This is a genomic window from Lacibacter luteus (genome assembly GCF_004118265.1).
Taxonomy (GTDB): Bacteria; Bacteroidota; Bacteroidia; order Chitinophagales; family Chitinophagaceae; genus Lacibacter; species Lacibacter luteus.
This window is the reverse complement of the sequence record NZ_SDHW01000001.1, coordinates 532,051-557,602: the sequence shown is the minus strand read 5'-3', so window position 1 is coordinate 557,602 and position 25,552 is coordinate 532,051. Positions and strand designations below refer to the sequence as shown.

Genomic DNA, 25,552 nt, shown 5'->3' with positions numbered 1-25,552 from the left:
CCTTTCTTTGACGTAAAGGTCATTCTCCGGTTATTTATTTCTTCCAGTCACGTACGAATCGTATTTATTTTCCATCGATCACATTTGATTTATTAAATGAACTGTAGATTTATGTTTAAGCTTATCAAACAGTTTTGCCTTTTTTTTGCGCTTACAGCTATAACGTTTGCATGCCAAAAGAAATTCGATGAATTTTATCAAAGGCCCGACACTCTTGAACAACCCATTTATCAGCAATTGCAGGCTAAAGGCCGCTTTACACAGTTTTTAAAACTGATTGACAAGGCCGGTTATAAACAAACGCTGTCTGCTGCAGGTTACTGGACAATTTTTGCACCACACGACTCTGCTGTTACTGTTTATCTTACACAGAACAGTATTGCGAATGTAGATGCAATCGACTCTTCAACCGCACGTAAGATCGTTACTTACAGCCTTGTGTATAATGCATTTAAACAGGAGCGAATTTCCGATTATCAAAGTAATCTTGGTTGGGTAGAAGGGGCTTCGTTCCGCAGACGTACAGCTAATTATACAGGCATCTACGAAACTAAAAACCTCAGTGGCCAGGATATCAAAGCAATTGCATCAAACCGTAATAATTCAGGTGCGTTATACTATGTGGATGCAGATAACAACAACAAGTATGTTCCTGTTTTTGAAACTGCTTATATGAGCGGAAAATCGTTAACGGCTGCTGATTACAATTACTTCTATCCAAACTCCACTTACGCAGGTTTTAACGTTGCGCATGCAAAGGTTACAGAAAAAGATATTGCCGCTGAAAACGGCGTTATCCATGTGATAGACAGGGTTATTACCGTGTTGCCCAGCATCGATCAGTACATTGGTACCAACCCTCGTTACAGCGAGTTTAAAAAACTCATGGATAAGTTTCTTGTACAGTATGTGTTAAACCAAACTGTATCGCAAAACTATAAAGCCATTTACGGTACTGCGGCAGATGTGTTTACTAAAGTGTACAATAACAGTTTGGCATTTTCGCCCAATAACGAAAACTTTTTGAAATTGCAGGATAATGATGGTCAGTCGGACAGTTACACCATGTTTGTTCCTGAAAATGCGGCATTACTTAATTACATCAATACCGTATTGCTCGAGCACTATTCAAGTGTGGATGCATTACCGATTAATGTAATTTATGATTTTATGAATGCGCATATGTGGCGTACAGTGGTTTGGCCTTCGAAGTTTGCCACTACTTACAACTCTGTTGGCGAAGAAGCACGCTTTAATTCAGCAACAGATGTTGTAGACAAGCAGGTGTTGAGTAACGGGGTGTTTTACGGTACCAATAAAGTACAGGAAGCAAACGTGTTCAGCAGTGTGTATGGTAAAGCTTATCTCGATCCGAAATATTCGATCATGACAAGCTTACTGAATCTTGATCTTAAATTTCAGATCTCAAATATTTATCAGAAGTACACCATGTTCCTCATCAGCAACACTGCATTTAATGCTGCCGGTTATTATGCTGATGCAACTGTAAGCAATAATATAAATGAACAATGGCGTTACACGCCTCCGGCTGGTGGTACACAATTAACAGGTTCATCTGCATTGGTGCGTTTGCAACGTATTTTAAATATGCATGTAGTACCGGGCAGAGACATTACTTCACTTACAACTGCAGGTGTTGCTATGTCTAACTCGGGAGAGTTTATAAAATTTGATAACAACAAAGTTGCTGCTGCAGGTAACTACGATGCAGGTAACCAGGCAACTGTTGTTAACAAAAAAACAGCGAAGAACGGTACCGTTTATTATATCGATCGTATTCTGGAATTCAGCGAAAAAATAATTGGTAAACACATTGAAACATTGGGTACACCAACAACTTCGCCGTATAATTATTTCTGGAATTACCTGAAGGCGTCACCAATTTTTAATACAACAACAGGCGAAATTGTACAGGTAGCATCGGGTTCGTTCTATACGTTCTTTATACCAAGCAATACAGCTATTCTTGCTGCTGTAAATGCAGGCGATTTACCGGGTACTGGAACTGCACCAAACAAAGTACCAAAGTACACAGGCTTAACCCTTGCGGAACGTGAACAGGTTGATGCATTTATCTACTATCATATTCTTAACAAGAAAAATATTGCAACAGACGGGCAGGAGAGTGGCACGTTCGAGACTTTATATAAGTTTCCGAATGGCGATCCTTCAACCATCTTCGTGAACAACAGCACGCCAAACAGCATCACCTTAAACGATATGAAGAGCAGATCGGGCGCTGTAGTAACTGCATCAAGTAACCAATTAAGCACAAGGTGTACGATTCATTTGATCGATAACTACCTCCGCTATAAATAAAACTCATTACCCAAACAATGCATAGTATGTGGAATAAATTAACGAAACTGTTTTCCTTCACTGCATTATTTCTTCTTGTGGCTGTATCGGTATTTGCACAGGATGTACTGCGTGGTAAAGTAACCGATAAAGACGGTAAGCCGCTGCAAGGTGTATCGGTATCGGAACTGGATGCAGATAACCGGATTGTACGTGGTACACAAACCGATATTGAAGGTTTTTTTGTTTTGAAGAATGTAAACAGCAAAAACAGAATTTCACTTTCGTATATCGGTTACAAAAGCGTAACGCAACGCATTAACGGACGTACATCCATCAACTTTTCATTAGAAGATTCGCAGGCCGATTTAGGTGAAGTTGTGGTAATTGCACGCCCGTCATCTTCAAACGGTATGATCAATGTACCGGAGAAAAATCTTACAACCGCTGTGTCACGCATCAACGCAAAAGAAATGGAAGAGATGCAGGCGCCAAGTATCGATCAGGCATTGCAAGGTCGTTTAAGTGGTGTTGATATTACAGCTTCAAGTGGCGATCCCGGTGCTGCTATGAACATTCGTATTCGTGGTGTATCATCAATCAACTCTACCGGTATACCAATGATTGTTTTGGATGGTATGCCTTATGAAACAGAAATTCCAAGTGACTTTAATTTTGGTACTGCCGATGAGCAAGGCTATGCACAGTTATTAAATATTTCGCCTGCCGATATTAAAGATATCACTGTGTTGAAAGATGCTGCTGCAACTGCTATATGGGGCGCCAAAGCTGCAAACGGTGTATTGGTAATTACAACCAAGCGTGGCAGTATTGGTAAACCTACCATTAACTATACATTTAAAGGTTCGGTTTCTTTGGTGCCCAAGGCTATTCCGTTATTAAATGGCGATCAGTATTCTTCATTGATTCCTGAAGCGTTTATGAACCGTATTGGTACTACGTTGAACACAACCGTTAACCGTGAGTTTAACTACGATCCCAACGATCCATACTGGTATCATAATTACAGTAACAATACAAACTGGATCGATGCCATTTCGAGAACAGGTTATATCCAGGATCACACTGTAAGCTTAACCGGTGGTGGTGAAAAAGCAAAATACTTTGCATCGGTTGGTTGGTTCGATCAAAAAGGTATTACCATTGGTACAGGTTTACAACGTATCAATACACGTATCAATCTTGATTATACCGTATCAGAAAAAATCAAATTCTTTACCAGTTTCTCGTACACACACTCCAACCAGGTTCGTCATTATCTCTCAAGCAGCGAATCTTCTATTCGTGGTATGGCTTACATTAAGATGCCAAACATGAGTGTGTTTGAATACGATGCAAACGGCGATATTACCACTAACTATTTTTCGCCTGCCGCAAACGTACAAGGTCAATACAGCCGTGTGTACAATCCTGTTGCAATGGCCGACAAAGCAAAGTATGGTGTATTGGGCGATCGTATCATTCCACGTTTCCAGGTTGATTACGATATCATCAAACGTGTGCTGAAAGCAACTTTCGATGTACAGTTCGATATTAATAATACAAAGAACAACAGTTTTCTTCCACAAATCGCTACCGGTCGTCCTAACACAGAAACTGTAGTTAACCGTGCATACGATGGCGATATTGATGCTTTTAGTGTTGGTACAAAAACAAGTTTGATTTATACGCCGCAGCTAAAATCGGAGAAACACAATGTACAGGCGTACATGAACATTCTTACAAACGATTATACTGCAGTTTACCAGGAAGTAATGTCGTCGAATACGGCATCTTCATTGTTGGTTGATCCTTCTATTGCATCACGTACACAAAACAGCGATTTGCGTGCAGTTTCCGGACAAACACAAAACCGTTCGGTTGGTGCATTGGTTGGCGCACAATATGGGTTTAACGATAAGTACCTTATCAATGCTACGATACGTGCAGATGGTAATTCACGTTTTGGTCCAAACTATCGCTATGGTGTATTCCCTTCTATTTCGGCACGCTGGCGCATTTCAGAAGAAAAATTCCTGAAAGATGCAAAGTGGCTTGATGATTTGAGTTTACGTGCAAGCTATGGTATTGCGGGTGAGGTTCCTCGTTACGATTATTTATTTTACAACACATACAGTACCTACGATTATACTTATCTCGATCAGGCAGGTATCATTTCATCACGTATGGAATTGAAAAATCTGCGTTGGCAAACATTGCGTGGAAGTAACATCGGTTACAACGTAAGCATCTTTAAAGGTCGTGTGCGTATGGATGGTGAAATTTACCGTAACCGTACTAAAGACCTCTTTATGGATGGTTTACAGATTGCTTCTTACACGGGCTACAATTCCTTGTTCATGAATGTTGGTACAATGGATAACCAGGGTTGGGAACTGGCGGTATGGACGCAGCCTTATAAAACAAAAACATTAACGATTGGTTTCGACTTTAATATTTCGGCCAACCAAAACGTAATTCGTGAAATTTCTGAATTCTATCCAAACCAAAGAGGTGATGTAACGAAGAATGGTGAGTATCTCCGTCTGTTGCAGATCAATAATCCGTTTGGTTCGTTCTATGGTTACAAGTACAAAGGAGTTTACGCAAACAAATCTGCAACTGTTGCAACAGATGCAAAAGGAAATCCAATTGTAGGACCTAATGGTCAAACAATTTACATGCGCTTTAACTATCCGCAAACAGATTATATTTTCCAGGCGGGTGATGCGATGTATGAAGACATTAACCATGATGGTAACATTAACTACATGGATGTTGTTTATCTCGGTAACAGTAATCCTAAATTATCGGGAGGTTTTGGTCCATCAGTTACATGGAAGAATTTCCGCTTAACATCGTTCTTCAGCTTCCGTTGGGGTTACGATGTAATTAACGGCACCAAAATGAATACAACCAACATGTACGGTTTCGATAACCAAAGTACAGCTGTGTTAAGCCGTTGGAGAAAAGAAGGCGATGTAACTGATATGCCACGTGCATTAATTGCAGGTGGTTATAACTGGCTTGGCAGCGACCGTTATGTTGAAGATGCATCGTATATCCGTTTCAGAACTGTTACACTGCGTTATAATTTCGATAAGAAAGCGCTGAAGAAAATGAAAATGAAATCAGCAAGCTTTTATGTAACCGCAGAAAATCTTTTCACATTCACCAACTATCTCGGTCAGGATCCCGAAGTATCATTCCGTGGTTCCGATCCGTTCCGTGTATCTTACGATTATTCAATGACGCCGCCGGCAAAAAATATTACAATTGGTTTAGTAGCAGCATTCTAATTACAAACGCATGAAACAGATTAAATTTCTTACATATTCGCTTTTGGTACTGTTCGCAGTAAGTTTCAGCAGCTGTAAAAAATGGCTGGCTCTGAAACCGCAGGATGGTATTGTAAAAGAAGAGTTCTGGAAAACAAAAGAACAGGTAAAGGCATCCGTTATCGGAATTTATTCATCGATGATGGAATATTCCAGCGGCACGTATGGTAACCCGACAAATTATGTGCCTTCAATGGCCGAGCTGTTTTTTGTTTGGGGCGAAAGCAGGGCCGATCATATTGCATCTGCCACCGCTTCCAGTGCCGATGATATTGCATTGATCAATGCCAATATTCAACCAACAAACGTAAATGCCAACTGGCGTCCTTTTTACAGAACCATCAACTTCTGTAACACCGTTATTGAAAAGGCTCCCGAAGTGTTGGCAAACGATAATACGTTTACACAAAAACAACTCGATAACTATTTAAGCGAAGCATTAACCGTTCGTGCACTCATGTATTTTTACCTGGCCCGCACTTTTGGTGATGTGCCGTTAAAACTTGATGCAACGTTGAGTGATGAAAATATTACTCCTATTCCTAAAACAGCGCAAGCTGAAATATTTGCACAGGTAGTAAAAGATCTTACTGCAGCAGAAGCGAAAGCTGTTACAACTTATGGCGACGCAGCTTCTGATAAAGGCCGTGTTACTGTTTATACCATCAATGCTATTTTAGCTGATGTGTATTTGTGGATGGAAAAATATACCGAAAGTATTGCGGCCTGCGATAAAGTTATTAACTCAGGTAAATTCGGTTTAATCCGTGGTGCAACGCAAAACGGACCAATTGTTGAGTACAACGATGCATGGTTTAATACCTTGTACTATAACGGTAATTCAAACGAAGGCATTTTTGAATTGCAGTTCAGCCAGCAACGTTTAAATCCTTACTTCACTATTTTTTCTTCAAGTATTTCTGCAAGAAGATGGACTGCTGCAGCCGACCTGATGGATCGTGTGTTTACTGTTGATTACACCAACGATCAGAACTACGATATCCGTGGCGATGGTGCTTCAGTTCGTGCAGCAACAACTACCGTATGGAAATATGTTGGTGCAAATGCTACCGGGCTCCGTGCTCTTGATCAAAGCTATGCACACTGGTTCTTCTATCGCTATGCAGATATTTTATTAATGAAAGCAGAAGCATTGAATGAGCTTGGTCGTGGACAGGAAGCCCTGGATATTGTTTATACAATCCGTGCACGTGCAAATGCATTGGATGCAACAGATCTTACACCCGCAGCTTCCGATAAAAATCTTATCCAGGATTTTATTCTGGAAGAACGTGCAAGAGAATTTTGTTTTGAAGGTAAACGCTGGTTCGATGTATTGCGCAATGCAAAACGTAATAAATACGAACGTATCGGCATCCTGTTAAGTATGGTATCTATCAGCGTACCATCCAATATGCAGCAATCGGCGCAGGCAAAGTTTAAAGATCAAAACAGTCATTACCTGCCGATCTACCTCTACGAAATGCAAACCAATAAACAATTAGTACAAAACCCTTTCTATAAATAATTGAAACCTGCATTATGAAAAGAAACATTGTTCTTGCCTTAGCTTCGGTTGCAGTTATAGCTCTGCTTATGTCGGCCCCGGGCTGCAGAAAAATCAAGATCGAGGAATCTACAACGGGTGACGTAAATATTGTAGGCTATCTCGATAAAAATCTTGATTCGTTTTCACTCTTTCGCCAGATTCTGGAAAGAACAGGCAACGCTGCATTCCTCAATGCATATGGAGCCTACACTTGTTTTGCACCAACAAACAGTGGTGTAAAAACATACCTGGCCGGTCTTGGTGCTGCTTCTGTTGAAGCTGCCGATATCAACACATTAAAAGATATGGTGCGTTTGCATTTGTTGAGCGATACGGTTTATACCAACTCGTTTACAGATGGTAAATTGCCCGTTGTTACCATGTACGGTCAGTACCTCGTAACATCGGTTGCCAATGTAAGCGGTGTATCAAGTTATCTTATTAACAGACAAGGTGCAGTTCTTCGTTCTAACGTACGTGTTGGTAACGGTGTCATTCATGTAATCGACAATGTGCTGAAACCTGCTGTTAAAACCATTGCACAACAGTTGGAAGAAAAACCTGAGTATTCCATTTTTGTACAGGCATTAAAGGAAACAGGCTATTATGCGAAACTGAATGCTGTGGATGCCGACACATCGAAACGTTGGATGACAGTATTTGCAGAAAGTAATAAAGCGTTAGCCGATAGCGGTTTTGCAACATATGCTGCGTTAAAAGCGAAATATTCTAAAACAGGTAATCCTGCAAACGACAACGATAGCCTGCACATTTATGTAGCTTATCATATTTCGCAAGGTTTGAAATTCCTTGGCGATATTATTTCAACGCCAACACACGAAACATTACAACCTCAGGAAGTGGTAAGTATTAAGTTGATCGATCAACAGGTATTACTTAACCAGGATGAGTTTAATGGTGTATTGGAAAAAGGTGTGGTGCTGACACGTGCAAAGAGCGATGTTGCTGCAACCAATGGCGTATGGCACGATGCAGCTGCGCACTTTATGGTGAAATTCCGTAAACCAACGGCTTTGTATTGGGATGTGTCTTCTTTCGATGAAATTAAAAAGCTGCCAGCTTATTACAAAAAAGCGAACTACAATTTTACCCGTGCAACAGAAGCGGATAATCCAATTAAAGATCATTACTGGGGTTGGGGTCCGTTAGCAAGTACAAACACACTTACTTATACTTATTCTGCAGCAAGCAGTATTACCAACTATGCTTATAATGCAGATATCAATATGCTGCCGCTCGGTTTACCTAACCGTCCGCCATGGTGGGAAATGCGTACGCCGCCCATTGTAAAAGGTAAATACAAAGTATGGGTTTGTTACCGTCAGCAAAAACAATCGAGCAGCTCCAACATGCTTTGCCAGGTAAGTGTAAACGGCACCATTATGCAACGTACAATGAACTTTACTGATACACGTCCTGCAGGTACCGACTCTGAACTGGAAGCAATCGGTTGGAAACGTTATACCGAAAACACAAGCAATCTTTGGGCTGCACGCCAGGTAGGTGTAATTGAGTTTACAACAACCAAACAACAACTCATCCGTATTACAGCATTAACAGGAACGCAGAACAATAACAACCTTGATATGATCCATTTTATTCCGATCGATCAGGATCAGGTGTTGCCACGTTTCCGTCCGGATGGCACAATGATTTATCAATAATAACTAACGACAGAAGTACTGAAAAATATAATGAACATGAAGATCAGGCATACCTCTCTCTTACTGGTGTCGGGGTTACTTTCTTTGCAGCTTTTAAGCAGCTGCAGTAAAGTAAAAGACGAACGAAACGATATTACGGATCCTGCGTTGCAAATGACAGTACTGGATCTTGTAAACGCCAATCCCCAGTTAAGTACTTTTAAAGAATACCTGGTGAAGACGGGTTACGATAAAGTTATTAGTTCATCACGCAATTACACCGTTTTTGCGCCTGTTAACAGTGCACTTTCTTCACTCGATCCTGCAATTGTAAACGATGCGGTAAAACTCAAAAGCTTTATTGGTAACCACATTGCATTGCAACAATACCGTACCAGCGAAATTGTACAGCCTACACGTATTGGTATGTTGAACGATAAGTACAATAACATGCAAGGCAAAAAAATTGAAGATGCAACCATTACTACAGCGGATAAATATGCAGGTAACGGTTTGCTGCAGGTTATAGATAAGGCACTGCCTGCTTTGGATAATTGCTGGGAGTTTTTAAATAACAGCAGCAACGCACCTGTAAAGCAAAAAACATTTATGCTTTCGCTTTTCCGTAAAGTATTTGATCCAACAAATGCGGTTGTTACTAGCATTAACCCTGTAACAGGTGAACCGATTTACCAGGCAGGAACAGATTCGGTATTTACCAATCTTTTCTGGAATCGTGTACACGATCTGAAAGTTGAGAAAAAACAGTTTACACTATTCATGCTTACAGATGCAGCATGGGATGCAGAAATAACAAAGTACATGCCCTATTTCGTAACCAATACTGCAGACAGTAATACACTTGTTACAAGCTGGAATGTTGTAAAAGATTTTGCAGTAGATACAGTTTATCAACCCAACTCCATTCCCGATACGGTTGTATCAAAGTTTGGAACAAAACTTCCGGTTAATAAATCGGCTATCGTACGTACCATTAAAACAAGTAATGGTATTGTGTACGTAATGAGCCAGATGAATGTATTGCCCGCAAGTAAGTTTAAAACAATTACCATTCAGGCCGAAAGTTATATTGCGCAAAGTGTAAACAGGAGAAGTAATACTTATTTCCGAGACAGGTTTAATCCGCTTACAGGATTGGATTTTACCGATGTAAACGTATTCAATCATGGTGTATCTAATTTTTGGCTTCGTTACGAAGTTCCTGAAGTGCCTTCTATTAAATACAAAGCTTACTGGGTAGCATTGAACGATTTTCAAACCGCAGCTTATACACAAAGGTTGGGTTGGGGTACAGGTGCAGTACTTCCGGCGCTGTCTGCTGTTGTGAATCCAAATGTTTACAGCGAAGTATATGTTGGCGAAATTCCGCTCACATTTTATTCGCCTGTGCTCAATGTGTATTTGGTGGGAGCTAATAGTACAACAGCAGCTGTTAACCCGCTTTCATGCGATTATATTAAGCTGGTGCCAAGTTTATAAACGAACTACCATTAAAAGAAAGTTGTGATGATAAAAAAGAATGTACATAGTCTGGTTATAGCAATGCTTGTTGCAGCAGCGTTAAGCTCGCCGCAGGAAGTTGTTGCCCAGCAAACAAATACAACAAAAAAAGACAGTTTACCCGCTGCCCAAAAAATTGTAATTACCGGCAAGGTTACCGATGCTGCAGGTAAAAAGCCTTTGGCAGGTATACGTGTTGAAGTAAAGAATTTTTCTGCTGCTATTACCGATGATGATGGCGAGTTTACATTAAAAGTTCCTTCTTATTATACCGATATAGAGATCAGTGGTGAGGGATTTGCATCGAAACAGGTTTCGTTAAAAGGGAAGAATGCCGTAACAGCAGAACTGCTTTCAGAGTCGGCAACAACCTTCCAGGAAGATGTGATGATGCCATTTGGTACAATGCGCAAACGGAATATTACAGGTGCTGTAACAGCATTTAATGCCAACAGCGATTGGGGACGTCCGTTTGAAACAGGTGATGCTGCTTTGCAGGGTAAGGCAGCCGGTTTAAATGTTATCCGTCGTTCGGGTACACCGGGCATTGGCGCTAATATGTTTTTGCGTGGTTACAATTCGTTGTACAGTACAAATGCGCCACTTGTTGTTGTTGATGGTATCGTGTATGATATGAATGATTATGGAAACAGCATCATTGCAAATAATTATACCAACCCGTTATCCTTGATCAATATTCACGATATTGATAACTACACGGTAATTAAAGATGCATCTTCTATTTACGGAACGAAAGGTGCAAATGGTGCCATCATCATTACCACCGCACGTGCCAGAAAGGAAGCAACCAGTATCGATTTTGGTGTATACACAAGTTACAACCAGGCACCACAGCCTTTGAATGTAATGAACGCTTCTGCTTACCGTTCTTATCTTGGCGATATTCTGCAAAGCAAAGGCTTAAGTGCTGCTGAAATTGCAGCAATGCCTTACATGAACGACGATACAAGCAGCAATGCGGCGTATTATCGTTATCACAACAACACCAACTGGCAAAAAAATGTTTTACGTAACAGCGTAAGCCAGAATTACTATTTAAAAGTAACCGGTGGTGATAATATTGCTACATATGCATTAAGTGTTGGCTTTAGCCGTAATGCAGGTACAATTAACAATACAGGTCTTACACGTTACAACACCCGTTTTAACGCACAGTTTAATTTTTCTAAAAAATTCACAGGTGTTGCAAGCCTTGCGTTTACTTACAACCAGGCCGATCTTAAATACCAGGGAGTAGTTAATAAAACCGGTGCGTTGTACACAGCTTTAACCAAGTCGCCTTTCTTAGCTCCAAACGAAATGAACGAGAAAGGGGTGCTGTCACCAAACTTTGAGGATACAGATATTCTCGGTATCAGCAATCCATCGGTATTGATTGAAAATATGCAGGCGTATAACCGCTACTATCGTTTTATGGGTTCTTACACCTTTAAGTACGATTTCAATAAATACTTATCAGCCTCTTCGTTACTTGGTATTGTGTACGATAAAAACCGTGAAAATATTTTTGTGCCACGTAAAGGTGTAGCAGACGATACATTAAGCAACGCTATTGCCGACAGTCGTTTAGGTACACAGGTTCGCCGTTTGTTCTCTGTTTATTCTGATACACGTATTGAATTTAAACGTACGTATCAGCTTCGTCACAGTATCGCATCCCGTTTAGGTTTGCGTTATCAGCAAAACCGTGCAGAACAGGATTTTACGTTGGGTTATAACTCGGCAACAGACGAGCTCATCAGTGTACAGAATGGTGTAAATGCTTTACGCCAAACAGGTGGCGGAATAGGTGAGTGGAACTGGATGAACACTTATTTTAATTTCGATTACGGTTATAAAGACAAACTCTTCTTATCTGTTAATGCTGCAATGGATGGTTCATCACGTTTTGGTTCGCAAGCAAAAGGCGGTGTTTCAATGGGCGGTGTTACTTATGCCATCATGCCATCTGTTGCTGCTGCATGGCTATTATCATCCGAACGTTTTATGGCAACATCAAGCATCGATCTGTTGAAACTTCGTGCAAGCTTTAGTTTAACCGGCAACGATGATATTGGTAACTATACTGCACGCCAAACCTATACATCGCAAAACCTGTTAGGTATGCAGGGCTTGGTTCGCAGTGGTATTGCCAATCCTGCAATTCAGTGGGAAACCAATAAAAAGTTTAATGCAGGTGCAGACCTTTCTACATGGAACGAGCGTTTGAATTTTAGTGTAGATGTCTATCGCAATAAAACTGAAAACATGCTGGTGTACGAAGATGTACCCGTTGCTTCAGGTTTCAGCAAAGTGGCTACTAACAGCGGAAGCATGTTGAATACAGGTATTGAAGCAAGTGCAAATGTCCGCATCATCAATAAGCGTAAATTGAAGTGGGATATAGGTGTTACCATTGCCCACAACGAAAACCGTGTGGTAGCTGTTCCTAATAAAGAAATTACTACAGAATACGCAGGTGCAACAATCTTAACACGCCAGGGACTTCGTTCAACACTTTTTTACGGTTATGTAGCACAGGGTGTTTACAGTACGCAACCGGCGGCAAATGGTTTAAGAAAGAAAAATGCAGATGGTTCTTATAGCTATTTTAATGCCGGCGATGTTAAGTTTCTTGATATAAACAAAGACAACATCATTGATGAAAAAGACAGAACTGTTATCGGTATTCCTACACCGGATATTTTTGGAAGTGTAACAACCCGTCTTGAATATGGCCGCTTTACATTGGATGCGTTGTTTACATTCTCGCAGGGAAATGATGTGTTTAATTATCTCCGTTACAAACTTGAATCATCAAGCACGGTAGAAAATCAATTGAACAGTGTAGTAAACCGCTGGAGAGCAGAAGGTCAGAAAACAAATATGCCGAAAGCTACGTATGGCGACCCAATGGGTAATAACCGTTTCAGTACACGCTGGATCGAAGATGGTTCTTACTTCCGCCTGCGCAGTGCATCGCTTACATACAATATTCCGTTTAAAGAAAAATTCTTTAAGAACGCATCCATCTATGTAAGCGGAACCAATCTCTTTACATTAACGAAATACAGTGGTTACGATCCCGAATTCAGTGCATCACCTTCTTTGTTTGCTCAAGGTACCGATGCCGGACTCGATCCGTTATTCCGCTCGTTTATTTTAGGTGCAAGACTTGGTTTATAAAAACGATTGAAGTTTAAATTATTGAACGAAAAAATGCTGCTTCAGATATGAAGAAAATTAATTTGCCCGAATTTGTGTTAGTGCTGATGATGCTGGTTAGTTTGTCGGCTTGTAAAAAAGTGTTCGACATTCAGCCGGAAGATCAGTTAGACGAAGCGAATGCTTACCAAAACGTTTACGATGCCGATGCTGCAGTAATTGGTATTTATGGAAAGTTTATGGGATTGGCTGAACAATATGTTGTGTTAAATGAACTGCGTGCCGATTTGCTGGATGTTACAGCAAATTCAAACGAGGCTTTACGCCAGATCAATACACATACAGTTACCGAAAACAATCCTTATGCAAGTCCTAAAGCATTCTACGAACTGATCCTGAACTGTAACGATGTGCTTGAGCACTTTAAAGTAATGGTACAGGAAAAGAAAATGAATGAAGATCAGTTTAACCAGCGTTTTTCTGATATTAAATCTCTGCGTTCGTTTCTTTATTTACAGTTGGGTATTCATTTTGGTGAAGTGCCTTACGTAACAAGTTCATTAAAAAATGTAGATGAAGTAAAGAATACAGCTAATTTCAAACGTTTACCGTTTAATGTATTGCTCGATAGTTTGATCAGTACAACAGAGTCTATTCCGTTTAAAGGTATTTATCCTACAGGAACGAATTTAAACATTTCAGTCGATGCCTATCAAACCCAGAAATTTTACATACATAAGCGAGCGCTATTAGGAGATTTGTACTTGTGGAAAGGGAATTATCAAAAAGCTGCTACGTATTATCGTGAAGTAATGGAAGAAAATACAGGCTCTGCCGATGACAGGATTCGTTTTGGGATGTATAAAATGGGAAGTATGAAGGATGATTTGGCTGGACAAAATATTCGATATGGAAGTGCGGGTGATGCGACATCTTTAAATTATACTGTGGGATGGAGGCAGATTTTTGAAGCGCCCATTGGTTCGGACAACGTAAACTATGAATGGTTATGGGTAATGCCGTTCGATAACAAGTTTAATCCACAAAATCCGATGATCAAATTATTCTCTCCGGTTGGTGGAAACTATTTACTTCGTCCTTCTCAACAAGTATTTGATTTATGGGATGGGGAGACTCAACGCCCGGCTCAGGGAGGTTCAATTCCTTATGATGCCCGTAAATTATTAAGTACAATGACAATCGGCGGCCAGCCGGTGGCAATGAAGTATTTGTATAATTATATTGGATGGAATACCGGTACGGCATTAAATCCGTTGCAAAAAAATGGGAAATGGTTTTTATTTCGTCAAACACATTTGCATCTACGTTTTATTGAAGCAGCGAACCGTTCAGGTAAATATCGTTTATCATGTGGGTTATTGAATAATGGAATTGCAGGTACCTATCCAGCTCCTGGGAATGATGTTACTAATTATCATAACACATTGAACGAACCTTATCCCTTTAATATTGACGCTCGTAACAGTGGTAATTCCGGCGTTCCATATTATCGTGCTGACTGGTGTAGAAATCTTGGTATAAGAGCGAGGGCGAATCTGGTGAACATTTCTGTACCTGCTAATGACAGCTTGATGACTATAGAAAGTGCTTTAATTAAAGAAGGTGCATTAGAGAATGCATTTGAGGGCACACGCTGGCCAGATTTACTACGTATTGCGATTCGAAACAATGACCCTTCTTTTCTTGCTGATAGAGTTTATGTTAAACTTATGAAATCAGGCATTTCATCGTCTTCTGCTTCAGCAGCTCGTTCGAAGTTAATGGCAAAAGAATGGTATTTACCGTTTAAATGGTAATACCCTTATAATAATAAAAAAAACTCAAAACCTATAATTATGAAAATTATCTTACCTATCGCAATCGTTTTGTTTGTAACCGTAATCTCATGTGCAAAATCTGACCCGCTGAAACCAAACAAAGTTCAAGATGAGAAAAATAGCGGACCCCTTTTTTTGTTCTCTAAGCCCGTCCCTAATAAATTGCCAAAGGATTACAATTTATTAGTTAATAAATTAAAAGCGGGAACTATTAGCTTTGAAGAATTTTATACCCAATTACAGGGTTTAATAAAACCTTACAAGCGTAACAATGGAAGTAATAGTTCTTCAGCAATCTCTGGACGTCAATTTGGTCCATGGAGTTACATTCCGAGTTATTGTGACTCTGAAAATGATCCTGTTGGTTGTCGGGAGTTTTGGCGTACTGAATGTATGTCATTTTGTATGGAGAAATATTATATGCTAGCAGATGCTCTGATGATGGAAGAAGAAGCAGCCTATGTTGATTATTCGGCAGCTATAAATCTTTGTAACGATAGTTTTATTAATAATAATCAGCGAGATAGTTGTAAGAATGCTGCTGCCACAGACTACGCCACAAGGCTAAATCCAATCATTTCGGCATATAATTATGCAAGCAACGAGTTATATACATGCGAAGCTGGTTGTGGGTATTAATATCGAATTTTAGATTAATATTTTTAATTCGAATCCATAACTTTTATAGAATAGCATATGGGCTATTCACTTTTTCAAAGTATTAAAAGGGCAGGGAATAAAGTACCTGTCTTTTTCATTTAAAGCATTCATAAAAAAATATTCAGATTAACGAAATCGATTAAGTGGAAGTTTCATAGCGTTAGTTAAAGACATAATATATTTAGCGGAATAAGTACGAAACCGAATTGTTTGTTATGAAAAGAAATCTTTTTATTGCTGCGCTTATTACTGCAGCTGTAGCCAATGCACAGGTTAAACCAAAGCCTCAACAGAAACAAAACGATGTAACCACACCACTGCATGCCATGAAGGTGGATTATCCTTCGCCATATGGTGCACCTACTAAAGAAAGTGTAAAGGCTGTAGTAGATAAAGTGTACAACTATCTCAATGCCGTTACGCCTGCAGAAATGATGAATAAGAAAACCGGTGCTGCAGTAACCGATGTAAATGCATTGGATACAAACACCGTGTTGAAGCAAGGCGATTTCCGTTTAACCAGTTACGAATGGGGTGTTACCTATTCTGCATTTCAACGTGCTGCTGAAACAACAGGTGATCAGAAATATGCAGCGTACGTGAAGACGAGATATGATTTCCTGGCGAAATGGATACCTGCAATCAAGAATAAATTTCCGTTAGATTATATCCGTAAGAAAGGATTGCTGTCGCAGCCCATTGCGCCGCATGCTTTGGATGATGGAGGTGCTGTTTGCGCATCCATGATCAAAGCACAGAACAGTGGCTTGAGTAATAATCTTCGTCCGATCATTGATCATCTGTCGGATTATGTTGTGAACAAAGAATACCGTTTGAAAGACGGAACGCTTGCACGTATGCGTCCGCAGGCAAATACATTATGGCTCGATGATCTGTACATGGGTGTGCCTACCATGGCATTCATGGGTAAGCTTACAGGCGAAACAAAATATTATGATGATGCAGTGAACCAGATACAGTTGTACAGCAAGCGCATGTTCAACAAAGACAAAGGTGTGTTTATGCATGGCTGGGTAGAAAGCATGGAACATCATCCTGAATTTCGTTGGGCAAGAGCAAATGGCTGGGCATTATTAACGATGTGCGAAGTGCTGGATGCATTACCTGAAACACATCCGGGCAGAGCATTTGTGTTGCAGCAGTTCAAAGCGCATGTAAATGGTTTGATGCAATACCAGGATGGTACCGGCTTCTGGCATCAGTTGCTTGATCGTACAGATTCTTACCTGGAAACATCTGCCACTGCCATTTATTCATACTGCATTACACATGCGATTAATAAAGGATGGATCGATGCAATGACATACGCTCCAACCGCAATTCTTGCGTGGAATGCTGTAACAACAAAAGTAAATGCACAGGGACAGGTGGAAGGAACTTGTGTGGGCACAGGAATGGCGTTTGATCCTGCGTTTTATTATTACCGTCCGGTGAACGTGTTTGCTGCACACGGTTACGGCCCGGTGATCATGGCAGGTGCTGAAATTTATCAATTACTCAATCAATTTAAATTCGAGATCAATGACAGTTCGCTGCAACTGTCGAAAAAGTAAATCATGAAATATATTGTTGTTTCTGTTGCTGTTGTATTATTAAGTGTTGCTGTAAACGCACAAACATATAAGTTCGATTTTGGTAATGGTCGTGTAAAGAAAGGTTATACCGCTGTTACACCCGATTCGAAATTCGCCAATGAAAAAGGATATGGTTTTACTGCTGAGTCGGAAGTGACCGCTGTTGATCGTGGCGGTAAAACGGTGAATGATGATTACATCACATCCACAAAGCCGTTTTACTTTTCAGTAAATCTTCCTGATGGCAATTATGATGTAAAAATTATTTTCGGTGATAAGAAAGGAACGTCGGCTACAACAGTGCGTGCTGAATGCAGGCGCTTAATGCTTGAGAATATCCGCACTGCAAAAGGAAAAATTGTTACCGAAACATTTACGGTGAATGTGCGTGACAGTTTGATCCGTGATGCAAAAGGCAACATTGTAAAAGCAGTGAAGCTAAAGCCACGTGAATACGAATACCTGCATTGGGATAATTTTCTCACTATTGAATTCAATGATTCGTTACCGAAAGTGTGTGCAATAGAGATCACACCTAACAAAACAGCTGCCACTATTTTCCTGGCTGGCAATTCAACAGTAGTTGATCAAAGTCGTGAGCCCTGGGCTGCATGGGGACAAATGATCCCACGCTTTTTAGCACCGGGTAGTGTAGCTGTTGCCAATTATGCAGAGAGTGGTGAAGCACTCAATTCGTTTTTAAGTGCAAGACGCTTGGAAAAGATATTGAGCTTAATGAAACCTGGTGATTATTTGTTCATTGAGTTTGGACATAATGATATGAAGCAGAAAGGCCCGGGTATCGGTCCTTTTACTTCGTACAAAAAGTTATTAAAGCAATACATTGCTGAAGTAAAGAAGAAAGGCGGTATTCCTGTACTGGTTACATCTATGCATCGCCGCAATTTTGATAAAGACGGAAAGATCATCAATACATTGCTGGAATATCCGGAAGCTGTTCGCCAGACAGCGAAAGAAGAAAATGTAGCTGTTGTTGATTTGAATGCGATGAGCAAAGTGTTGTACGAAGCGTGGGGGCCAACAAACTCCATCAAAGCATTTGTGCATTATCCTGCCAATACATTTCCCGGACAAACAACCAAGTTGGAAGACAATACACATTTCAGTACGTATGGTGCGTATGAGTTAGCAAAATGTATTGTGCAAAGTATTCGTGAACAGCATTTGCCATTAGAGAAATTTATTAAAACAGATGTACCTGTTTATGATCCAGCAAAACCATTGGCATTTGAACAATTCTATTGGCCGTTGAGTTCGTTTATGACGAGTACGAAGCCGGATGGGAATTAACCCCCTCTAACTCCCCCTGAAAGGGGAGAAGTCAACGCACAGCCCTGGCTTTATGAAAGTGCTGATGACACTTAAACGTTTTAAGATAGATGATTAAAGAATTTAAGCCGATGTGGAAGTGATAAAGTTTGGATATAGATAGAAGTGCCGTCCTTCTCTAAAGGAGAAGGATAAGAGGATGAGGTCTGCTGCTATGAAAACTGAACGCACAAGTGAGTGACACAACAGACGATGCTATGAAATACAAAAGCCGGTAAACAAAACATACATGAAACATCTTTTCCTTGCATTATTTATTTGTTCAGTTGCATCTGCACAATCGCCCACAATACAAGTTGATCTGAAAAAAGAAGTGGGTGCAATGAAACCTGTTTGGGCATGGTTTGGTTACGATGAACCAAACTATACGTACATGAAAGATGGAAAGAAGTTGTTGTCGGAGATCGCTGCATTAAGTCCGGTTCCTGTTTATGTACGGGCACATAGTTTATTGGTTACAGGCGATGGAACACCTGCATTGAAATGGGGCAGCACCAATGCTTACACCGAAGATGCAAATGGTAATCCTGTTTACAGCTGGCGCATCATCGACAGTATTTTTGATACCTACATACAACGTGGTATGAAACCATTGGCGCAAATTGGTTTTATGCCCGAAGCATTATCAACCAATCCTCAACCATACAAACATGATTGGAAACCTGGTGATCCTTATTTCAAGATCATTACAGGTTGGGCTTATCCGCCGAAGGATTATAACAAATGGGCCGAGTTAATTTACCAGTGGGTGAAGCATAGTGTAGAACGTTACGGACAAAAGGAAGTGGAGAGTTGGTATTGGGAATTGTGGAACGAGCCCAATGGTTACTGGAAAGGAACAAAAGAAGAGTTCTTTAAACTGTATGATTATACCGCCGATGCTGCGAAGCGTGCATTGCCAACTGCAAAGATCGGTGGAATAAATATTGCAGGCACTGCAGGCAAAGGAGCACAGGAATGGTTGCATGCATTTGTAAAACATTGTTACAGCGATACGAATTATGTAACAAAGAAGATCGGCTCACCTGTTGATGCAATTTTGTTTCATGCAAAAGGATCACCACGTGTTGTAAATGGTCATGTGCAAATGAATATGGGTACGCAGTTGCGTGATATCAATGCAGGGTTCAAGTTTGTCGCATCTTATCCGCAGTTAAAACATCTGCCCATCATCATTGGCGAAAGTGATCCTGAAGGTTGTGCGGCCTGTGGTATGCACACCAATCCTGAGAATGCGTATCGTAACGGAACGATGTTCTCCAGTTACACCGCTGCATCGTTTGCACGCAAGTATCTACTGGCCGATTCATTCAAAATAAATTTTCTTGGTGCAGTATCATGGGCATTTGAATTTGAGAATCAACCCTGGTTCTATGGCTTTCGTGACCTTGCAACGAACGGTGTAGATAAACCGGTGCTGAATGTGTTTCGCATGTTTGGTATGATGAAAGGTAACAGGGTGTTGTTGCAGGGCAGCCAGATGTATGATCTGAAAACCATGGTTGATTCAAGTGTTCGCAAAAGTTATAATGATGTTGGTGGATTGGCAGCAAAAGATAAACGTTCTGCAACAGTCATGATCTGGAACTATCATGATAACGATGTGCAGCAACCTGCATTGCCTGTACGGGTAACAGTAGATGGTGTTCCTGCAACGAATGTAACTGTCACCGAGTACCGCATCGATAATGAGCATAGCAATAGTTACGAAGTATGGAAGAAAATGGGTTCACCACAAAACCCAACGAAAGAACAAATTGCTGTATTGGAAAAAGCAGGTCAGTTAAAAACAACAGGACAACCAAAGAAATTAAAAACAACAAATGGCGTATTGACGATGAATATTTCCTTACCGCAACAGGGAGTTAGTTTATTGAAACTTGATTGGTGATTACTTGCCCCGCCTTTAAAGGCGGGGCAAGTGAAAAAAAACAAAAACATGAAACAGATTTTATTCTTTGCAGCAATGTGTATTTCAATGTTTGCATCGGCACAGATCGGCAAACGTTTTCCATCGGAACGAAAAGAAATAAAAGACCCTGTAACAGGTGCAAGACTTGTGTTTTTAACTTCCACACCCGGAGGTGATTCAAAAATTTATCAAACGCATAATCAATGGACGAGTGATGGTGAATGGCTCATCTTCCGCAGCAGCCGTACTCGTGGCGAAGCAATGGCGGTGAATGAAAAAACCGGCGAGATGGTGCAGGTAACAGAAGGTGGTTACACCGGCATGCTCAACATTGCACGCAAAAGCATGAAGCTTTATTTTATGCGGATGCCAGAGCGTGATACTGCAAGAAGAACAACGACTGATACAACACGCAGAAGAAATCAAATCCCATTACAAATAGTAGAAGTTGATCTTGCAAAAGTTTTTGCCGACAGCAAAGCAGGCAAGATGCAACCTGTACATATCTATCAACGTATTTGCGGAACTATTCCCATTGAACTGGAAGGTGGTGGCGATATGGCATTGGATGGCGATGAAGAGTGGGCTTATTTCCGTGTGGGAAAAAATGCAGCAGCAAAACAGTTGGCAGCAGGAACAAAACCTGCAGATAATTTCGGGCCACGCAACATGGGTGCAGGACCAAATGGTATTGCCGCAATGAATGTATTGACAGGCGAAATAAAATATGTTGTATCGGTTCCTTTTCAGATAGGTCATATACAAAGCAATCCGTGGATGTCGGGTGAAATTGTTTTCTGTTGGGAGACAGGTGGCAAATCACCGCAACGTACATGGACGGTGAAGCGTGATGGTTCAGGTCTTCGTCCTCTTTATCCCGAAGCAGCATACGAATGGGTAACACATGAAGCGGTGATCGGTAAAGATGAAGTGGCAATTGCGATTATGGGTCACCGTAAGATCGGTGGCGTTGATACAACAGGTACGGGCGTTGGTGGTGCAAACCCCGGACAGGATGCTGCATGGGGACCAAGCGGTACAAGAGAAAAACCAACAGGTCTTGCTATTGTGAATCTCCGCACAAGAGAAAGTTATATTGCCGGGCAAACAAAAAGTGGTAGCGGTTTGTGGCATGTAACGGGTTCGCCTGATGGTCGCTGGGCAGTAGGTGATGATTTTACCCGCAACATTTATCTCATCGACCGTCATACAAATGAAATGATGTTATTATCTGCAGGTCATAAAACAACTGCAGCCGATCATCCGCATCCAACAATGAGTGATGACGGAACAAAAATTCAAATTCAATCGGCGATGTTGTCGGCCGACAATCGCTCCATGAACATCTGCATCATTTACCTGCCGGAAGAATGGTTGAAAAGAAAGTACAAGTAAATATGAAAGGATTTTCAATACACATCGTTGTTGTGCTGCTGTTCATTAATAGTGTGCATGCACAATTCCTCAACATCAAGAACGATGTTTTCTGGAATACGAAAGATGGCAAACCCATCTATAGTCAGGGCGGTGGTATTTTTAAATTTAAAGATGCTACCGGCAATCAAAAATATTATTGGTACGGTGTTCAATACAAAGAAGCAGCGATTTATCGCAACGATCCTTCTATCACATTGCCCAATGCTACGTTTGAATCGGTTACCTGTTACAGTTCAACCGACTTAGTAAACTGGATATTTGAAGCAGATGTGTTTACAAAAGAAGAAGCATTTAAAACAGTTCCTAAAACATGGGTTGGTCGTTTAGGTGTTGCTTACATCAAAGAGTTGAATAAGTATACCATGATTGTGCAACATGGCAACCAGGTATTGATCACAGTTGCTGATTCGCCAACGGGTCCATTCACCTCGCACCAACGTATCAATATGAAAGAGATGATTGGTACAACCAACACCGGCGATCAAACAGTATTTACCGATGAAGACAGTGGTAAATCTTATCTCATTTATTCCTATGGCAGCGGCAGAAATAAAATTTATGTTTCTGAAATTGGTGCAAAAGATGGCATGGTGAATTTATTGGACTGCATTAAAGTATTCCAGGGCGAAAGCAGGGAAGGCAACTGCATGTTCAAATACAAAGGAAAGTATTATATGGCGGCATCAAACATTTATGGATGGGATGCATCGTATGCTTACTATTTAGTTGCCGATGATATTCGTGGGCCTTACACACCAGTAAACAATATGCAGGTGATGAAAGGAAGCGAGAATGATTATGCACATGTAACACAAACAGGATTTTTCTTCAACATCAAAGGAAGTAAACAGGAAACAGTTGTTTACTGCGGTGATCGTTGGGCAAACTTTGCAGGTAATGGTTTGGGTTATAATCAATGGTTTCCGCTTTCATTTAACGGCGCCGAACCTTATTTCAATTCACTTAGCTCATGGAATGTAAATGCAAAAACAGGGGAGTGGAAAACTGCTGCCGATCATAACTACGTAATGAATGGAAGTTTTGAAGCAGACAGGAAACGTATTCCAAGTCATGTAAAACCTGTGCAGGAGTTTTTGCTTGGCTGGACAACGACTGTAATTGAAGGCAACAAAGTTTCACTCGACAGTAACAGTTCACCTGTGCTGAATTATTTCAACACAGCAACCGATCGTAAAACAGTGATCGGAGAAAAGAGTTTGCAGATAAGTGATAAGGTTGGCTTTAATCGAAGAGTGCATCAGGTCATCGCCTCATCACCCTATGTAAAACTGGAAGATGGCAACTATACATTAACAGCCAAAGTGAAAAACAGCAGCGGCTTTACGGTATTGAACATGTATGCACAGAGTAATGAAAAGGTTCGCTTTTATTCCATCAAAGAAGAAAATGCAAACTGGAAAACAATCACCATTGAACGTGTATTAGTGAAAGGAGGGAAAGTGGAAATTGGTTTTGTGGCAGAAGGGGCCGCCAATGCCTTTTGTTATGTGGATGATGTAATGCTGGTACGGGCAAAATGATTAACTTGCAGCCGAACGACTTAACCAATTCTTATGAGAAAAGTGATTAATCCAAAATTGTTTACCGTGGCACTCACCATCATTGCGCTGGAGTGCACCATGGTAAGGTATCGTTCGAAGTTCCCCTTTAATGTCGCTTACATTATCATTGTCGTAAATTTCCTTTACTTTAATTTCATCTTTTTCCCCGATGTACGGAGAAGGTACCGTGCACTGAAACAGGCCGGGAAATAGCAGGATTGTACAGGACAACCATCCTGCCATTAAAGCTTTACTTTATAGGCTGTTTAAAAGCTGTATAAAATGAAATTGCTCTCAACGGTTGCTCTGCTGTTCGCTACTGTATTGTGCCTGCATGCACAGGAAGTCCTCGAAACCGGTGGTAAAAAGATGCCGGACGAATGGATCGATCAAGACACAAAACATCGCATCATCAAATTAACAAGACTGGAAGGCAGGAGCAATCTCAGCTTTTACTTTCACAACAATCCCTTCATCGGTAACTCGATGGTGTTTTACAGCAGCAACAAAAACAATGTAGATAGTGTACGCAAGCAGGAGATCTCCACTGTTATATCGGGCAACCGACAAATTCATTTGCTTGATCTGAAAACATTAAAGACAGAGCAGCTCACTTATCATCGCTTGCCCATGAATGGTGAGATCGTTGATAACAAAAAGGGAATTGTTTATTACCAGATAAGGGATACTGTATTCAGTGTAAATGCAAAAACAAAAGAAGTAAAGCAGGTATTTGTTTTTCCTGCCGATTTTAAAGGAACAGTTACAGCCATCAATGCTGATGGTACTTTGCTGGGTGGTGCCAAATCAAGTGACGAAGAAAAAGAACTGTTCAAAAAATATCCCAACAAATCAAGTTACTTCAACATCATCTACGAAGCAAAGTTGCCACGCACTTTGTTTACGATCAATGTAAAAACAAAAGAACTGGACAAAGTACATAGTGATAGTGCATGGTTGAATCATGTGCAGTTCTCTTCAACCGATCCCAACTTATTGATGTTTTGTCACGAAGGCCCCTGGCATAAAGTGAACCGTATCTGGACGATCGATGTAAAAACAAAAAAGATCACACAGATTCATAAGCGGATTATGGATATGGAAATTGCAGGTCATGAGTGGCCCAGTGTTGATGGACAAACCATTTGGTACGATCTTCAACAACCACGCAGCACCAAATTTTATGTGGAAGGTCATAATGTAAACACCGGCGCAAAAACAAAGTACGAATTGCAGCGTGATGAATGGAGTATTCATTTCAACAGCAATAAAGACAATAGTTTGTTTTGTGGTGATGGTGGTGATGCCGGACAGGTAGCAAGAGCAAAAGATGGTATGTGGATCTATTTATTTAAACCCGATGGCGATAAATTTACAGCAACACGTTTGGTGAATATGAAACATCACAATTATCGCCTTGAACCCAATGTGCATTTCAGTCCGGATGGAAAGTGGGTGATCTTTCGTGCAAACTTTGAAGGGATAGAGAATGTGTATGCGGTGGAACTATGAATGATGAGTGATGAATAGTGAGTGGTGAATGAAAGAAGTTACGGGTTAAGGGTTATGTGTTATGAGTGTCTGAAAACTAGATGAGCAAGAGTAATAGCAGATAGGTTGAGAAGCGAGGGCTGTGTGAGAG

14 protein-coding genes are annotated in these 25,552 nt (G+C 40.7%); all 14 read left to right on the top strand.

Annotation, left to right across the window (positions count from 1 at the left end; all coding sequences use genetic code 11):
- Positions 1–111: 111 nt before the first annotated feature.
- Positions 112–2,340, top strand: a complete 2,229-nt coding sequence (locus tag ESA94_RS01980; protein ID WP_164972600.1) for a fasciclin domain-containing protein — start codon at positions 112–114, stop codon at positions 2,338–2,340.
- A 26-nt stretch (positions 2,341–2,366) separates the two neighbouring features.
- Positions 2,367–5,618, top strand: coding sequence for a SusC/RagA family TonB-linked outer membrane protein (locus ESA94_RS01975; RefSeq protein ID WP_129129176.1), 3,252 nt, complete (start codon positions 2,367–2,369; stop codon positions 5,616–5,618).
- A gap of 10 nt (positions 5,619–5,628) precedes the next feature.
- Positions 5,629–7,185: a RagB/SusD family nutrient uptake outer membrane protein gene (locus tag ESA94_RS01970; protein WP_129129175.1), complete on the top strand. Its 1,557-nt coding sequence runs from the start codon at positions 5,629–5,631 to the stop codon at positions 7,183–7,185.
- Positions 7,186–7,199: 14 nt separating this feature from the next.
- On the top strand, positions 7,200–8,891 hold the full coding sequence (locus ESA94_RS01965) for a fasciclin domain-containing protein (RefSeq protein WP_129129174.1): 1,692 nt from the start codon (positions 7,200–7,202) through the stop codon (positions 8,889–8,891).
- Positions 8,892–8,927: 36 nt separating this feature from the next.
- The gene (locus ESA94_RS01960) at positions 8,928–10,370 is read left to right on the top strand and encodes a fasciclin domain-containing protein (RefSeq protein WP_164972598.1); all 1,443 of its coding nucleotides are present in this window, start codon (positions 8,928–8,930) and stop codon (positions 10,368–10,370) included.
- A gap of 27 nt (positions 10,371–10,397) precedes the next feature.
- A complete protein-coding gene (locus ESA94_RS01955) occupies positions 10,398–13,577 on the top strand; it encodes a SusC/RagA family TonB-linked outer membrane protein (protein ID WP_129129172.1) in 3,180 nt (1,059 codons plus the stop codon).
- A gap of 47 nt (positions 13,578–13,624) precedes the next feature.
- The gene (locus ESA94_RS01950; protein ID WP_129129171.1) at positions 13,625–15,373 is read left to right on the top strand and encodes a RagB/SusD family nutrient uptake outer membrane protein; all 1,749 of its coding nucleotides are present in this window, start codon (positions 13,625–13,627) and stop codon (positions 15,371–15,373) included.
- A 39-nt stretch (positions 15,374–15,412) separates the two neighbouring features.
- A complete protein-coding gene (locus ESA94_RS01945) occupies positions 15,413–16,033 on the top strand; it encodes a hypothetical protein (protein ID WP_129129170.1) in 621 nt (206 codons plus the stop codon).
- Positions 16,034–16,269: 236 nt separating this feature from the next.
- Complete coding sequence (locus ESA94_RS01940; RefSeq protein ID WP_129129169.1) at positions 16,270–17,628, top strand: glycoside hydrolase family 88/105 protein; 1,359 nt, start codon at positions 16,270–16,272, stop codon at positions 17,626–17,628.
- Between the two features lie 3 nt (positions 17,629–17,631).
- Complete coding sequence (locus tag ESA94_RS01935) at positions 17,632–18,960, top strand: rhamnogalacturonan acetylesterase (RefSeq protein WP_129129168.1); 1,329 nt, start codon at positions 17,632–17,634, stop codon at positions 18,958–18,960.
- A 268-nt stretch (positions 18,961–19,228) separates the two neighbouring features.
- Positions 19,229–20,890 (top strand): GH39 family glycosyl hydrolase, encoded by a 1,662-nt coding sequence (locus ESA94_RS01930; RefSeq protein ID WP_129129167.1) that lies wholly within the window; start codon positions 19,229–19,231, stop codon positions 20,888–20,890.
- 48 nt (positions 20,891–20,938) lie between these two features.
- Positions 20,939–22,306 (top strand): TolB-like translocation protein, encoded by a 1,368-nt coding sequence (locus tag ESA94_RS01925; RefSeq protein ID WP_129129166.1) that lies wholly within the window; start codon positions 20,939–20,941, stop codon positions 22,304–22,306.
- 2 nt (positions 22,307–22,308) lie between these two features.
- Positions 22,309–23,889 carry a family 43 glycosylhydrolase gene (locus tag ESA94_RS01920; RefSeq protein ID WP_240670962.1) on the top strand — a complete coding sequence of 527 codons (1,581 nt, stop codon included), beginning with the start codon at positions 22,309–22,311 and terminating at the stop codon, positions 23,887–23,889.
- Positions 23,890–24,192: 303 nt separating this feature from the next.
- Positions 24,193–25,422: an oligogalacturonate lyase family protein gene (locus tag ESA94_RS01915; protein ID WP_129129164.1), complete on the top strand. Its 1,230-nt coding sequence runs from the start codon at positions 24,193–24,195 to the stop codon at positions 25,420–25,422.
- The last annotated feature ends 130 nt before the right edge of the window (positions 25,423–25,552 follow it).